The sequence below is a fragment of the Desertimonas flava genome (assembly GCF_003426815.1).
GTDB classification, from domain to species: domain Bacteria; phylum Actinomycetota; class Acidimicrobiia; order Acidimicrobiales; family Ilumatobacteraceae; genus Desertimonas; species Desertimonas flava.
Genome location: NZ_QKYK01000009.1, coordinates 63,621 through 77,339, shown reverse-complemented (window position 1 = coordinate 77,339; position 13,719 = coordinate 63,621). Strand labels below are relative to the sequence as shown.

Here is a 13,719-nt window from a genome sequence, read left to right as displayed (position 1 = left end):
CAGCATGATCGTCACCGAACTGCAACATCCGCTAGAGTCGGGTCCCGTGCGCAGGAGCAGGGCCGGTCGGACTCGCCTCATGTCGGTCACCGCCCTTTTGGTGGTGTCGGCCTCGACGGCCTCATTCGCCGCGTCGGCTCGGGCCAGCGGCCCGGACGAGGAGGCCGCCGCCAGGGCGGCGGCCGAGATCGAAGCCGCCCGGGGACGGGCCAATGCGGCCGCGGCAGCGGTCGTCGATGCCGAGGTCGAGCTGGAGAACCTCGAGGAGGACGCCACCGAGCTCACCAGCCGACGCGACGAGCTCCTGGCCGAGGTCGAGGCGCTGCGCAGCCAGGTGGAGGACATCGCCGTGTCGCAGTTCATGTCCGCCGGTTCCGGTGGGGGGCTCGACCTGCTCACCGGTCCGGGCCAATCCACCGATCGGCTCGTCGCCGCCGAGTTCGTCGCCGCGGCTACGAGCAGCTCGACCACCGCCCTCGACGACTTCGCCGACACCCAGCAGGAACTGGAGGAGGCGCAAGAGGCGCTCGACGCCAAGCAGGCCGAGGTCGAGCGCCAACGCGAAGCGTTCGATCAGGCGCAGGAGGACGCCGAGGCCGAGGTCGTGCGGTTGCAGGAGATCGAGCAGCAGCGGCTGGAGGACGAGCGGGTGCGGCTCATCCTCGAGGCCCGCCGCGCCGAAGAGCTTCGCCAGCAACAGGCTGCGGCCGAAGCGGCGGCCGCCCAGCAGGCGCGCGAGGCCGAGCAGCGGGCGCAACAGCAGCAGCAAGAACAGCAGCAGCCGCAGCAACAGCAACAACAGCAGCAGACGCCACAGGCGGGGACCACGGCACCGCCCGACGACGGAGCCGATCGGCCGGCCGCACCGACGCCCGGCACGACGCCTCGCCCGAACCCGCCCTCCCCCGGCAACAACGGCGGCGGATCCGGTGGTGGTGGTGGTGGATCGGGCGGCGGGGGCACCACGACGCCCCCGCCGGCGACGTCGCCGCCGCCGGCCACCGGCGGAATGGTGTGCCCGGTCAACGGGCCTCGGGCGTACAGCGACACCTGGGGCGCCTCGCGGTCGGGCGGTCGTAGCCACCAGGGCGTCGACCTCATCTCGCCGTCGGGCACGCCGCTCGTGGCGGTGGTCAGCGGCAGCGTGCAGTTCAAGCAGACCAATCTCGGTGGCAATTCCGTGTGGCTGTCGGGCAACAACGGCACCCGCTACTTCTACGCCCACCTGAGCAGCTTCGCCGGCTCGAGCCGCAGCGTCTCACAGGGCGAGGTGATCGGCTACGTGGGCGCCACCGGGAACGCCAACGGCACCAACCACCTGCACTTCGAGGTGCACCCCGGTGGCGGCGCCGCCGTCAACCCCTATCCCTACGTTCGCGCCGCCGGCTGCTGATCCCGGCTCCCGTCCTCCCGATGGCGGGCAGCAAGCTGCCCCTCCCGATGGCGGGCAGCAAGCTGCCCCTCCCGATGGCGGGCAGCAAGCTGCCCCTCCCGATGGCGGGCAGCAAGCTGCCCGCACGCCGCATCGATGTCGGTGCCGCGATTGCGCCGCACCGTGGCCTGCACCCCGAGCGACTCGAGATGATCGCGGAAGTCACGAACGCGGGCGAGCGGCGACCCCGTCGTCGGCCAGCCTGGTGTCGGATTGAGGGGGATCAGGTTGACATGGGCCGCAGGGCGTAGCCGCCGGCACAACGACGCCAGCTCCACCGCATCGGACGGGCGGTCGTTGACGCCGTCGATCATCGCCCACTCGAAGCTCATCCGGCGCCCGTGGGCGGCCAGGTAGCCCTGGCAGGCGTCGAGCAAGGCGTCGATCGGGTAACGCCGGTTGATGGGCACCAGTTCGTCGCGCAGGCCGTCGTTGGCCGCATGGAGGCTCACGGCCAGCGTCACCGGCAGGGGGCGTTCGGTGAGCCGGCGGATGCCGGGCACGATGCCGACCGTCGAGACGGTGAGGTGCCGCGCCGACAGGCCGAGATCCCCGTGGAGCCGCTCGACGGCCGGCCACATCGCCGTTTCGTTGGCCAGCGGTTCTCCCATGCCCATGAACACCACGTTGCTGAGCCGGCGGCCGGCCGCTTTGGCCCGGGCCGCCGCGGTGACCGCCTGCTCGACGATCTCGCCCGTGGTCAGGTGCCGATCGAAGCCCGCCTGCCCGGTGGCGCAGAACCCGCACCCCATGGCACAGCCGGCCTGGCTCGACACACACACCGTGGCCCGATCGGGGTAGAGCATCAAGACGGTCTCCACCTCGTACCCGCCGGCCACCCGCGACAGGAACTTCACCGTCTCGCCGTCGTCGGCGACCGACTCGGTGACCGGCTCCAGGGCGAGGGGGAGGAGCGCCTCGAGGCGGGTCCGCAAGGCCGCCGGCAGGTTGGTTATCGCCGCCGGCCCCACCAGCTGCTCGTACAGGCCGCGCCAGACCTGATCGGCGCGATAGCGCGGCTGACCCTCGGATGCCAGCAGTTCGCCGAGGTCGTCGCGGGTGACGCCGTAGCGCGTCGGCGCGCCAGGACGCCGACCGATCGCCACGGACGTCTCGCTCACGGCCGCTCGGACTCCGCGGCGATGAACTCGCCGGCGAGGTGCTCGTAGTCGGCGATGCGACCGCGGAGGACGTCGATGCTCGCTTCCCAGAATCCCTCGCTGGTCACGTCGAGCTCGAACGCCGCGCCGAGCTCCTCGGCCGTGTCCATGCCAGCCCGCGACAGCAGCGTCTCGTAGCCCGAACGGAAGCGCTCGGGGTCTTCCCGGTACCGAGCGAACAGGCCGAGACCGAACAGGAGGCCGTACGTGTACGGCCAGTTGTAGTAGTGGCTCCCGTAGTAGTGGCTCTTGACGAGCCACATGTGGGGGTGCGCCGTGTCCTGGTCGAGGCCGTCGCCGTAGGCCTCGGCCTGGGCGGCGAGCATCAGCTCGTCGAACTCGCGGACCCCGAGCGTGCGCTTGGCGCGCCGCTCGAACACGGCCGTCTCGAACAGGAAGCGGCTGTGGATGTCGACGACCACCTGATTGGCGCCGACGAGGTCGACGTCGAGCAGGGCGAGCCGTTCGGCGCCTTCCAGCCGGGAGAGGCCCTCCTCCACCACCAGGGTCTCGCAGAAGATCGAGGCCGTCTCCGCCAGGGCCATCGGCAGCCGCCGCTGCAACGCCGTGCGCTCCGAGAGCGTCGTGTTGTGGTAGGCGTGGCCGAGCTCGTGGGCGGTCGTCTGCGCCGACTCCGCGCTGCCCGACCAGTTGAGCAGGACGAGCGAGCGGCCACCGACGAACGGCATGCAGAACGCTCCTCCCTGCTTTCCGTCGCGCGGTTCGGCGTCGATCCACCGCTCGTCGAGTGCTCGGTCGACGATGGCCCCGAGCTGTGGACCGTAGGACGAGAACGCGCCGCGGACGATGTCGATGCCCTCGTCCCACGTGATCTCACCGGAGGCGACCGGGGCCGGCGCCATCAGGTCGGCCCAATGCAGGCCGTTCCCGGTGGGGGTGCTGTGGAGGCGGGCCTTGGTCCGCATCCAGCGGCGGAAGTCGGGCAGCGAGCCGACGACCGCGGACTGCATCGCGTCGAACGTCGACCGGCTCACGGCGTTGGCGAACAGCGACGCGTCGAGCGGTGAGGCCCACCCGCGGCGGCGATTCACCGCGTTGGCGTCGCCCTTGATCGCGTTGAGGGCGGCCGCGCAGGGCAGGGCCACCGTGGGGCAGGCCTCCAGTTCGGCGGACAGGGCGGCGCGCCGGATCGCCGGGTCGCTGTGGCTGGCCAGGCCGCGCACGGCCGGGAAGGGCAGGCGCTCGTTGGTGCCGTCCGGGAACCGCACGTCGGCGGCCAGCTGCGAGGTGATGTCGCGCTGCAGCCGCGACCACGCACTCGGTCCCGTCTGGGCCAGCTCGGCGTAGAGGTTCTCCTCGCGCTCCGACATCTGGTGGGTCGAGCGCTCGGCGAGGCGGAGCAGCGGGCCGGCGTGATCGGCCGCCAGCTCACTCACGGCCTCGAGGGCGGCCGGTCCGCCGTCACCGCCGTGGATCGCTCGAACCCAATCGGCCAGGCGGGCCAGCAACGGCGTCACGTCGGCGTCGATCGACTCCAGCTCGCTCAGCGCCGCCTGCGCTCGCTCGTCGCGGCTGTCCGTGCTGACCGTGGCGTAGATGTACGACCACAGCACACGGGCCTGCGCAGCAACGTCGTTGTAGGCGGCGATCGCCGCGTCGGCCGCGGCGCCGTCGTCGGCCGTCGCCGTGCGCGGAGCCGTGGCCCGGATGTCGTGCTCGTCGAACGCGGCCACGGCCCGGTCGGCCCCCGCCCGCAACTGCTCCATGGCGTCGACGAACGTTCGGGCGTCGAGCGAGTCGTGGACGTCGCTGACGCTCCAACGTGGGAGGGTGGTGGCGTCGATCGTGTCGGTCACGACGGTGTCCTTTCGGCGTCGGGGGCGGGCACGTCGACGACGTAGGCCCGGTCGGTGCGGCTGATGGTGAAGCCGAGCGCGTGGTAGAGGCCCAGCGCCGCGGCGTTGTCGCCGTCGACGTAGAGCAGGCCGCTCACGATGCCGTGGTCGGACAGCCAGTCGAGGCCGGCGAGGGTGAGCTGGCGCCCGAGGCCACGGCCCTGGAAGTCCGGGTCGACCCCGATCACGTAGATCTCCCCGTCGCGCTCGCCCGCAGCGGGCGGGTGGACCTTGGTCCAGCAGAACGCGGCGATGCGACCGTCGACCTCGTGGATGCGGAAGCCGTCGGGGTCGAACCAGTCGACGTCACGGCGCTGCCGGAGCGTCTCGACCGTCCAGTTGCCCTGCTCCGGGTGCCCGTCGAACGCCCGGTTGTTCACGGTCACCCACGCGGCATCGTCGACGCCGACGCGGAACGGCCTCGTCACGACCGACGCTCGCTCGTCGGCGGGCAGGGGGCGACGCATCTGGTGCAGTGTTCGTCCGACGGTGAATCCCGCCGACGCGGCGACGTCGTCGTCGGCATCCGCCGGCTGGGCGACCCACCAGTCGAGGCGCCCCCCACCGGCCGCGGCGACGTGCTCGAGGGCTTGGGCGACGAGCCGTCGGTCGACGACACGGTCGGGCGTGCGCGCCGGTGGATCGACGACCACCTGCATCGTCCAGGCGTCTGCACGCGGCGACACGTGCACGAAGCCGCCCTCGTCGGCGATGGTGGTGCCGACACCGTCGCGGATGTCGGCGGCGAGCTGATCGGAGAGCGGCTCGAACCCATCGGCGAGGGCGGCGCGGGCGATGACCGACGGCACCGAGTTCATGGCCACGACAGTACCGATCGGGTGTCGCTGCAGCACCCGCGTCGGCGCCTGGTGATCGCTGCAAAACGCAGAACGACGGCCTCACGAAGAGGCCGTCGTTCCGTGCTCTGTCGGGCGGCGGATCCCGACTACGCAGCAATCCAGGTGGCGGAAACCTGGTTGGTCGAACCAAGGATAACACGGAAGCGCCTGTATGTGAAGCTTCCACCTGTCCACGCCTCCGCTCCCATTCACTCCAATACGGACCGATACTTGTGGTGTCAAGCTTCGCTGGTCAAGGGCGTCATTTTCGGGATCGTGGCGACCAGTAGTCGCTTCAACGCTTGCTCGCCAGACGAACCGCACGACGGATCGACTTCTCGGCGACGCCGAGCGCCCGCTCGGCCTCGTAGATCGCCGTCAGCAGGTCGGCCTCGTCCCCGGGTGTCGTCGCCGCCAGCCGCCCGATCCGGCGCTGGTAGCCGTTGATCGCCTCGGCTGCCGCGGCCAGTTCGGCCGCCGTGGTGCTGTTCATGTGGCGTTACTCATACGGGTGGCGATCCTACGCGGCCGTTATCGTCGCCCCCGTGAACCGCGAGCCCGCGACCCCTGACCTGGTTGCCGTCCGAGACGATTTCCGAGCGCTCGAGGGGTATCACTCGGCCCAGGTCGACGTGGATGTGCGGCTCAACACCAACGAGTCGCCGTTCGCCCCACCGCCCGCATGGCTCGACGACTATCGGGCGCAGCTGGCCGACCTGGCGTGGAACCGCTATCCCGACCGTGCGGCCACCGAGCTCCGGGCGGCGATCGCCGGCTGGCACGGCGTCGACGTGGGGCAGGTGTTCGCCGCCAACGGGTCGAACGAGGTGTTGCAGACCCTCCTGCTCGCGTACGCCGGTCCGGGGCGCACCGTCGTCGTGTTCGAGCCGACGTACCAGATGCACGCCCAGATCGCCCGGATCACCGGAGCGACCGTCGTCGCCGGGCAGCGCAACGAGGACTTCACGCTCGATATCGACGAGGTCCGCCAGGTCGTCACCGAGGCCCAGCCGGCGGTGACGTTCGTCTGCTCGCCGAACAACCCGACGGGCATGGTCGAATCCCCGGAGGTGCTCGACGCCGTCGTCGAGACGGCCCCGGGCCTGGTGGTGGTCGACGAGGCGTACGCGCAGTTCTCCAGCTGGTCGGCGCTCGAGCGCGTCGCCGAGGACCGCCCGCTGGTGGTCACCCGCACGTTCTCCAAGACGTGGAGCATGGCGGCCGCTCGCCTCGGCTATCTCGTCGGGCCGTCGTGGGTGGTCGCCCAACTCGAGAAGGTGGTGCTGCCGTACCATCTCGACGCGGCCAAGCAGCTCGCCGGCCGGCTGGCGCTCCGGTACGTCGATGACATGGAACGCCGGGTGAGCCAGCTGGTCGAGGAGCGGGGCCGGGTCACGGTCGGCCTGTCGGACCTCGGCGTCGAGGTGTTCCCTTCGGGAGCGAACTTCGTGTTGTTCCGCCTGGCCGACCACGATGCCGTCGCCGTCTGGAAGTCGCTGGTCGACCAGGGCGTGCTCGTCCGGGACTGCAGTGGCTGGGGGCGGCTCGATGGATGCCTACGGGTCACCATCGGCCTGCCCGCCGAGAACGACCGGTTCCTCGCCGCCTTGGCCATCGCCCTCGACGTGGCCCCCGCCCGATCGACGGGAGCGACACGATGACCTCACGGACCGCTTCCCGGCAGCGGGCGACCAAGGAGACGTCGATCGACCTGTCGATCGACCTCGACGGGACGGGGGTCGTCGACGTGTCGACGGGCATCCCGTTCTACGACCACATGCTCGATCAGCTCGGCCGCCATGGCGGGTTCGACCTCACCGTGAAGGCCGAGGGCGACCTGCACATCGACACGCATCACACGGTCGAGGACGTGGCGATCACGCTCGGGGAGGCCTTCGCCGAGGCGCTCGGCGACAAGGCCGGTGTGCGCCGGTTCGCCAGCGGGCTCTACCCGCTCGACGAGGCGCTCGTCGAGGTGGCCCTCGACCTGTCGGGCCGGCCGTTCGTGGCATGGGACGTGGAGATGCCCGAGAGCCTGCCGCTCGGTTCGCCGGCGTTCGATCCGCAGCTCGCCGAGCACGCCGTGTCGTCGTTCGCCATGAACGCCGGCATCACCCTCCACGTGAACCTGCGCGCCGGCCGCAACGTGCACCACATCATCGAAGCGACGTTCAAGGGTCTCGCCCGCTCCCTCCGTGACGCCGTCCGCATCGAGTCCTCGGGCGTCCCGTCCACGAAGGGCACCCTGTGAACACCCCCCCAACCGATTCTCAGCCCTCTCTGGTCGCGAAAACCCGACCAGGGCAGCACAGGAATCGGCGAGCGCCGGTGATCGCCGTCGTCGACTACGGGATCGGCAACCTCCACTCGGCGCACAAGGCGTTCGACCGGCTCGGCGCCGACGCCCGCCTCACCGCCGACGCCGCCGAGATCGCCGCCGCCGATGCGGTGGTGCTGCCGGGAGTGGGGGCATTCGGCGCGTGCATGCGCGAGTTGCGCGCGGCGAACCTCGAGGGCCCCGTCCTCGACGCCGTGGCGTCGGGCCGGCCGTTCCTCGGCATCTGCATCGGCATGCAGATGCTCTTCTCGTCGAGCGAGGAGAACCCCGATGTCGCCGGCCTGGGTGTCATCCCCGGCGTCATCCGCTGGATCCCGCCCGGCGTGAAGCGGCCGCAGATGCAGTGGAATCAGGTGCACCTCGGCGACGCCCCCGACCCGCTGTTCGCCGACCTCGGAACGGCGCCGTGGTTCTACTTCGTCCACTCACTGCACGGGGTTCCCGACGATCCGTCCGTCGTGGTCGGCACGTGCGACTACGGCGGCCCCGTCAACGTGGCGTTCCGCTCACAGAACGTCGTGGCCGTGCAGTTCCACCCCGAGAAGTCGGCACGTGCCGGGCTTCGGCTGCTCGGCAACTTCGTCCAGTCGGCGTCGATCCCGACCGCCACGGCGGGCACCCGATGACGGCGAAGCTGTATCCGTCGATCGACCTGCGCAACGGCAAGGTCGTGCGGCTCATCCAGGGCGACTACGCCGACCAGATCACGTACGACGTCGACCCGGTGTCGGTCGCCCGATCGTTCTGCGATGGCGGAACCTCGTGGATCCACATCGTCGATCTCGACGCCGCCCGTTCTGGCGAGCGTCTCAACACCCTGGTGATCGCGGAGGTGGTCGAGGCCGTCGCCGGACGGGCGTCCGTCCAGGTGGGCGGCGGCGTCCGGTCGCTGGACGATGCGGCCGCTCTGGCCGACGCCGGCGTGACGAGGGTCGTGATGGGCTCGGCCGCCGTCGCCGATCCGTCGCTCGTCGATGTGGTCGCCGACCGGGTCCCCGTGGCCGTGGGGCTCGACCATCGGGCCGGGGTGGTTGCCGTGCACGGCTGGACAGAGGCGTCCGAGCTGACCGTCGACGCCGCGCTCTCGCGCTTCCCCGCGGCGTCGGCGTTCGTCATCACCGACATCAGCCGCGACGGGATGCTCGCCGGGCCCGATATCGAGGGTCTGGCTGCGGCGGTGGCGGCCACGCCCACCCCCGTGGTCGCCAGTGGCGGCGTCGGCTCGCTGGACGACATCGCCGCCTTGAGCGCCATCGAGGGCCTCGGCGGCATCATCACCGGCCGTGCCCTCTACGAAGGACGGTTCACGGTTGCCGAGGCGATCGCCCGGATCGGCGAGAGGACGACGGCATGAACGTCGCCCGGGTGATCCCGTGCCTGGATGTGACGGCGGGCCGCGTGGTGAAAGGGACCCGGTTCCTCGATCTGCGCGACGCTGGCGATGCCGTCGAACTGGCTGAGCTCTACGACCGCCAGGGCGCCGACGAGCTCGTCTTCCTCGACATCACGGCGTCGAGCGACGGTCGTGATACCACGATCGCCATGGTCGAGCGGGTGGCCGAGGAGGTGTTCATCCCGTTCACGGTCGGCGGCGGTGTGCGCACACTCGAGGACGCCCGGCGCCTCCTGCGCGCCGGCGCCGACAAGGTGAGCGTGAACACCGCGGCCGTCGAGCGCCCCGAGCTCATCGGCGAGATCGCCTCGGACTTCGGCGCGCAGTGCGTCGTGTGTGCGATCGACGCCAAGGCCCGCGACGGCGGGTCGTGGGAGGTGTACCTCCACGGTGGCCGCACACCCACCGGTGTCGACGTCGAGGAGTGGGCGGCGCGTGCGGCATCGCTCGGCGCCGGAGAGATCCTGCTCACGTCGATGGATCGTGACGGCACCCGCGAGGGGTTCGACCTCGATCTGACGCAGGCCGTGGTCGACGCCGTCAACGTCCCGGTGATCGCCAGCGGGGGAGTGGGGACGCTCCAGCACCTCGTCGACGGCGTGACCATCGGCCGCGCCGACGCCGTGCTCGCCGCGTCGATCTTCCACTTCGGCGAGCACACAGTCGCCGACGCCAAGGCACTCATGGCCGACGCCGGCATCACCGTGCGTCCGACCGACTGACGGCCCACACGGCGGTTCTTGTACTGCCCTGCTCGCGTTTTCGGGCGCTCCTGTCGCTTTCGTGGGTTCTGAACGGTGGAAGTGCGTACGGGGTGGGCCTGCTGTGAACGCGCTGAGTCGGCACTTTCGGCGGGGCCGTCGCGCCTCTCTCGTCTTCTGCTGGCCGCTGGTCGGTCCGCTTCGCCGGTGACGGCTGCTGCTCCGAAGGTGAGGTGATTGACGTCGGTGGCCGGGTGGAAGCTGGACAACGTCGAGAATCTGGGGCTCGATCGTGCCATTCGGTGACCTGGGGCTGGATCGTGACGAAAACCGTCACGAACCAGCCCCCGAAACATCCCCACGAGCCGCGCCGGCGTCGAGACCCCGAGGTCGGTGACGGAGAGTGCGGCAACCGCAACCGGCGACCCAAACCGCCCCGTCACACCGACAAGCTGCCGGCGTCCGACGACCGACGTCGGCACTCCAGCCTCAGGAGCAGACAATCGTGCCGCAGGACAGCGAACCCACCTGTACCTGACCCACAGGTCCGACAGGAACGCCCGAAACGCGACGAATGACGGCTGAGAATCGGTCCTACGAAACCGCTGGCGGAGTTGAGCGAGCGAAGCGAGCGTCCCGGAGTCCGCGCGCGAAGGGCGGCGGAGCGCTAGCGGAGCCGTCCGGCGCGCGCGGCCTGCGTGGCCAATGAGCTTCAGCGAATCGCTTGTAGGGAACGCTATATGAACGGCAGGCGGAGCTGGGGTGGGGCGTAGGACGGGTCGACGCCGTCGAACAGGCTGCTCACCGACTCGCCCACGTGACTGCGCCGGATCGCCTCGGCGAACAGGTTGGACACCGAGCGCACGCGCAGTTCGGGCCACCCGGCCGGGGCCGGCACGGTGTCGGTGGTGACCCACTCGCGCACCGCTGGGTGGTTACGTAGACGCTCGACGGCGCGCCCGCTGAACAGCCCGTGCGTACACGCCACCGACACTTCGGGACTGCCGGCCTCGGCGAGGCGGTCCAGCAGTTCGAGGATCGAGCCGCCGGTGGCGATCTCGTCGTCGAGCACGATCGCCCGCTTGCCGGCGACGTCGCCGACGATCGCCTCGATCACCACCTTGTCGTCGGCCTGCCGTTGCTTGCTGCCGGCGGCCACCGGCACGCCGAGCAGCCGGGCGAACTGGTTGGCGGTCTTGGCGTTGCCGAGATCCGGCGAGACGACGACCGTGTTGGTGAGATCGGTGCCACGGAAGTGGTCGGCCAGCTCGCCGATCGCCGTCAGGTGGTCGACCGGCACGCTGAAGAAGCCGTGCACCTGGGGCGCGTGGAGCGCCATCGTGATGACGCGACGAGCGCCGGCCGTGGTGAGCAGGTCGGCGACGAGCCGCCCGCCGAACGAGATCCGCGAGGCGTCCTTCTTGTCCGAGCGGGCGTAGGCGTAGTGGGGGATCACCGCGGTGATCTGCGCCGCCGACGCCCCGCGAGCGGCGTCGAGCATCAAGAGCAACTCCATCAGGTGGTCCTGCGTCGGCGGCACCAACGGCTGGACGATGTACACGTCGCGCTGACGGCAGTTCGCCTGGAGCTGCACCTGGAGGCAGTCGTTGCTGAACCGAACCATCGACGTCGGTGAGAGCTCGACGCCGAGTTGCTCGCAGATCCGCCGGGCGAGCTGGGGATGGGCGTTGCCGGAGAAGACGACGATGTCTCGCACGCCACGTCACCGTACTGGGGTTCCTGCTGTGCCAGCGGAAGGGCAGTCGGCCAAGTGTGGGTAGCGTCGCCCGGTATGAGCGAGATGAAGTACCGCAGGTTGGGACGGACAGGCGTCAAGGTGTCGGTGTTGTCGTTCGGGTCGTGGGTCACGTTCGACACACAGCTGCAGACCGATCTCGCGCTCGAGTGCATGCAGGCAGCCCACGACGCCGGCTGCAACTTCTTCGACAACGCCGAGTCGTACGCCGGCGGCAAGAGCGAGACGATCATGGGCGAGGCCCTCCGCCAGCTCGGCTGGCCGCGCTGGTCGTACGTGCTCACCACGAAGCTCTACTGGGGCATCCACGACAAGCGCCAGGGCAACACGGTCAACATGCGTAACACGCTCAACCGCAAGTACCTCCTGCAGGCGATCGACGGCTCACTCGAGCGCTTCGGGCACGACTTCGTCGACGTCGTCTACTGCCACCGTGCCGACCCCGACACGCCGATCGAGGAGACCGTGTGGGCGATGAGCGACATCGTGTCGTCGGGCAAGGCGCTGTACTGGGGCACGAGCGAGTGGTCGGCCGACGAGATCCGCAGTGCGATCGACATCGCCGAGCGTCACCACCTCCACAAGCCCGTCACCGAGCAGCCGCAGTACAACCTCGTCGCTCGCCGGCGCGTCGAGCAGGAGTACGCCCGGTTGTTCGAGGAGACCGGGTACGGCGCGACGATCTGGAGCCCACTGGCGTCGGGCTTGCTCACCGGCAAGTACCGCGACGGCGTCCCTGCCGACTCGCGTGGCGCCCTCGCCGGCTACGAGTGGCTGCAGAGCCGGTTGACGAACTCCGACGAGATCGCCAAGGTCGAGCGGCTACGGCCGATCGCCGACGAGCTCGGCTGCTCGCTCGCCCAGCTGGCCATCGCGTGGTGCGCCGCCAACCCCAACGTCTCGACCGTGATCACCGGGGCGAGCCGGCCGCAGCAGGTCGTCGACAACTTCGGTGCCATCGACGTCCTCGACGCCCTGACGCCCGACGTCCTCGACCGCGTCGACGCCGCCCTGGAGTAGCCCGGTCTCCGAGATAGTGCCAGGCACTATCTCGGAGACCTCTCACCGCTCAGCGGGCGGCGATGCGCTCGACCGACGCGAGCAGCCGGGCCACGTCGTCGTCGGTGATGTAGGCCACGACGCCGGCGCGCACGATCCCGCCGGACTCCGCCAAGCCGAGCTGAGCCACGGCCTCGACGGCGTAGGAGTGGCCCGCCCACGTGGCGATGCGGTCGGCGGCGAGCGCGGCCGCGACGTCGTCGGGATGCACACCGTCGACCGTGAACGCCACGGTGGGAGCCCGGCCGGACATCGTCGGCGGTCCCCAGACGCGGACGCCGTCGATCGCTGCGAGTCCGTCGAGCAGCGTCGTGCACCGAACGGCCTCGTCGGCCGCGATGGTGGCGATGCCCTCGTCGAGCAGGAACCGGGCGGCGGCATCGACGGCCGCGATGCCCTCGAGGTTCGGGGTGCCCGACTCCCAGCGTCGCGGGCCCGAGTCCGGCGCCGGGCGGACCTTGGCGACGGGGAGCTCGTCGAGCAACGCCGGGTCGGCGCACAGCACGCCCGCGTGCGGGCCATACCACTTGTAGGGCGACGTCACGAGCACGTCGCAGCCCAGCGCGGCGATGTCCAGGGGACGATGGGGTGCGGCGTGCACGGCGTCGACGTACACCCTGGCGCCGACGGCGTGGGCGGCCGCCGCGATCGGCGCCGGGTCCACCGTGGTGCCGAGGAGGTTGGATGCCGCGGTGACCGCGACCCAGCGGGTCCGCTCGTCGATGAGGTCGATCACCGCCTGCGGGTCGAGCACGCCGGTCGCCGGATCGAACGGGGCCAGCACGTGGTCGGCCCCGGAACGCTCGCAGGCGATGCGCCAGGGCGAGACGTTGGCGTCGTGATCGAGCCGTGTCCCGACGACGCGATCGCCGGGCCCGAGCATCTCGGTGACGGCACGCGTGAACGCCAGCGTCATCGTGGTCATGTTGGCGCCGAACGTCACGCCGGCCGGATCGGCACCGAACAGCCGAGCGACCGTGAGGCGCGTGTTGTCGAGCAGGGCATCGGTCGCGTCGGCGGCGTCGAACCCGCCGCCACAGTTGGCGTTGTCGCCGCCGGCGGCCCAGTCGGCCATGGCGGCGATGGCCGTGTCGACCATCTGCGTGCCGGCGGGGCCGTCGAACCGGGCCCAGCCGTCTCGGACACCGGGGAAGCGCAGCACGCGATCGTTCGTCACGTCCGCAT

The 13,719-nt window shown here is 70.6% G+C and carries 13 protein-coding genes; 7 read left to right on the top strand and 6 right to left on the bottom strand.

Features of this window, described 5'->3' with window-relative positions:
* The first annotated feature begins 79 nt into the window (after positions 1–79).
* Positions 80–1,393: a M23 family metallopeptidase gene (locus DN771_RS12780; protein WP_162941881.1), complete on the top strand. Its 1,314-nt coding sequence runs from the start codon at positions 80–82 to the stop codon at positions 1,391–1,393.
* Here DN771_RS12780 and rlmN read toward each other — a convergent pair.
* The 4 genes from rlmN to DN771_RS12760 all read right to left on the bottom strand — a co-directional run bounded on the left by rlmN (position 1,369) and on the right by DN771_RS12760 (position 5,780).
* Positions 1,369–2,553 (bottom strand): dual-specificity RNA methyltransferase RlmN, encoded by a 1,185-nt coding sequence (rlmN, locus tag DN771_RS12775; RefSeq protein ID WP_227462336.1) that lies wholly within the window; start codon positions 2,551–2,553, stop codon positions 1,369–1,371. The two genes, DN771_RS12780 and rlmN, sit on opposite strands and share 25 nt — an antisense overlap.
* Positions 2,550–4,409 (bottom strand): M3 family oligoendopeptidase, encoded by a 1,860-nt coding sequence (locus DN771_RS12770; RefSeq protein WP_116997888.1) that lies wholly within the window; start codon positions 4,407–4,409, stop codon positions 2,550–2,552. Before DN771_RS12770 ends, rlmN begins: the two co-directional genes overlap by 4 nt.
* Positions 4,406–5,266 carry a mycothiol synthase gene (mshD, locus tag DN771_RS12765; protein ID WP_162941880.1) on the bottom strand — a complete coding sequence of 287 codons (861 nt, stop codon included), beginning with the start codon at positions 5,264–5,266 and terminating at the stop codon, positions 4,406–4,408. The genes DN771_RS12770 and mshD overlap by 4 nt, the downstream gene beginning before the upstream one ends.
* Before the next feature lie 316 nt (positions 5,267–5,582).
* Entirely contained in the window at positions 5,583–5,780 is a 198-nt protein-coding gene (locus DN771_RS12760; protein ID WP_116997885.1) for a hypothetical protein, read from the bottom strand.
* A 52-nt stretch (positions 5,781–5,832) separates the two neighbouring features.
* Here DN771_RS12760 and hisC point away from each other — a divergent pair, with 52 nt between their 5' ends.
* The 5 genes from hisC to hisF all read left to right on the top strand — a co-directional run bounded on the left by hisC (position 5,833) and on the right by hisF (position 9,740).
* Positions 5,833–6,948, top strand: a complete 1,116-nt coding sequence (gene hisC / locus DN771_RS12755) for a histidinol-phosphate transaminase (RefSeq protein ID WP_227462335.1) — start codon at positions 5,833–5,835, stop codon at positions 6,946–6,948.
* On the top strand, positions 6,945–7,538 hold the full coding sequence (gene hisB, locus DN771_RS12750) for an imidazoleglycerol-phosphate dehydratase HisB (RefSeq protein WP_116997884.1): 594 nt from the start codon (positions 6,945–6,947) through the stop codon (positions 7,536–7,538). The genes hisC and hisB overlap by 4 nt, the downstream gene beginning before the upstream one ends.
* A gap of 77 nt (positions 7,539–7,615) precedes the next feature.
* A complete protein-coding gene (gene hisH / locus DN771_RS12745; protein ID WP_116997882.1) occupies positions 7,616–8,251 on the top strand; it encodes an imidazole glycerol phosphate synthase subunit HisH in 636 nt (211 codons plus the stop codon).
* Positions 8,248–8,979: a 1-(5-phosphoribosyl)-5-[(5-phosphoribosylamino)methylideneamino]imidazole-4-carboxamide isomerase gene (locus DN771_RS12740; protein ID WP_116997880.1), complete on the top strand. Its 732-nt coding sequence runs from the start codon at positions 8,248–8,250 to the stop codon at positions 8,977–8,979. The genes hisH and DN771_RS12740 overlap by 4 nt, the downstream gene beginning before the upstream one ends.
* Complete coding sequence (hisF, locus tag DN771_RS12735; protein WP_116997878.1) at positions 8,976–9,740, top strand: imidazole glycerol phosphate synthase subunit HisF; 765 nt, start codon at positions 8,976–8,978, stop codon at positions 9,738–9,740. The genes DN771_RS12740 and hisF overlap by 4 nt, the downstream gene beginning before the upstream one ends.
* A gap of 715 nt (positions 9,741–10,455) precedes the next feature.
* Here the strand turns inward: hisF and DN771_RS12730 are convergent.
* Positions 10,456–11,436: a ribose-phosphate diphosphokinase gene (locus DN771_RS12730; protein ID WP_116997876.1), complete on the bottom strand. Its 981-nt coding sequence runs from the start codon at positions 11,434–11,436 to the stop codon at positions 10,456–10,458.
* 84 nt (positions 11,437–11,520) lie between these two features.
* On the opposite strand from DN771_RS12730, the gene DN771_RS12725 reads away from it, so the two are divergent.
* Positions 11,521–12,495: a potassium channel beta subunit family protein gene (locus tag DN771_RS12725; protein WP_116998014.1), complete on the top strand. Its 975-nt coding sequence runs from the start codon at positions 11,521–11,523 to the stop codon at positions 12,493–12,495.
* A gap of 49 nt (positions 12,496–12,544) precedes the next feature.
* Here DN771_RS12725 and DN771_RS12720 read toward each other — a convergent pair whose 3' ends face one another.
* A complete protein-coding gene (locus tag DN771_RS12720; RefSeq protein ID WP_162941879.1) occupies positions 12,545–13,711 on the bottom strand; it encodes an aminotransferase class V-fold PLP-dependent enzyme in 1,167 nt (388 codons plus the stop codon).
* Positions 13,712–13,719 lie beyond the last annotated feature (8 nt).

What these genes read in the sequence shown, in the direction of transcription:
- DN771_RS12780 (WP_162941881.1), top strand. Translation starts at nt 80, where the DNA reads ATGTCGGTCACCGCCCTTTTGGTGGTGTCGGCCTCGACGGCCTCATTC.
- mshD (WP_162941880.1), bottom strand. Translation starts at nt 5,266, where the DNA reads ATGAACTCGGTGCCGTCGGTCATCGCCCGCGCCGCCCTCGCCGATGGG.
- DN771_RS12760 (WP_116997885.1), bottom strand. Translation starts at nt 5,780, where the DNA reads ATGAACAGCACCACGGCGGCCGAACTGGCCGCGGCAGCCGAGGCGATC.
- hisB (WP_116997884.1), top strand. Translation starts at nt 6,945, where the DNA reads ATGACCTCACGGACCGCTTCCCGGCAGCGGGCGACCAAGGAGACGTCG.
- DN771_RS12740 (WP_116997880.1), top strand. Translation starts at nt 8,248, where the DNA reads ATGACGGCGAAGCTGTATCCGTCGATCGACCTGCGCAACGGCAAGGTC.
- hisF (WP_116997878.1), top strand. Translation starts at nt 8,976, where the DNA reads ATGAACGTCGCCCGGGTGATCCCGTGCCTGGATGTGACGGCGGGCCGC.
- DN771_RS12725 (WP_116998014.1), top strand. Translation starts at nt 11,521, where the DNA reads ATGAAGTACCGCAGGTTGGGACGGACAGGCGTCAAGGTGTCGGTGTTG.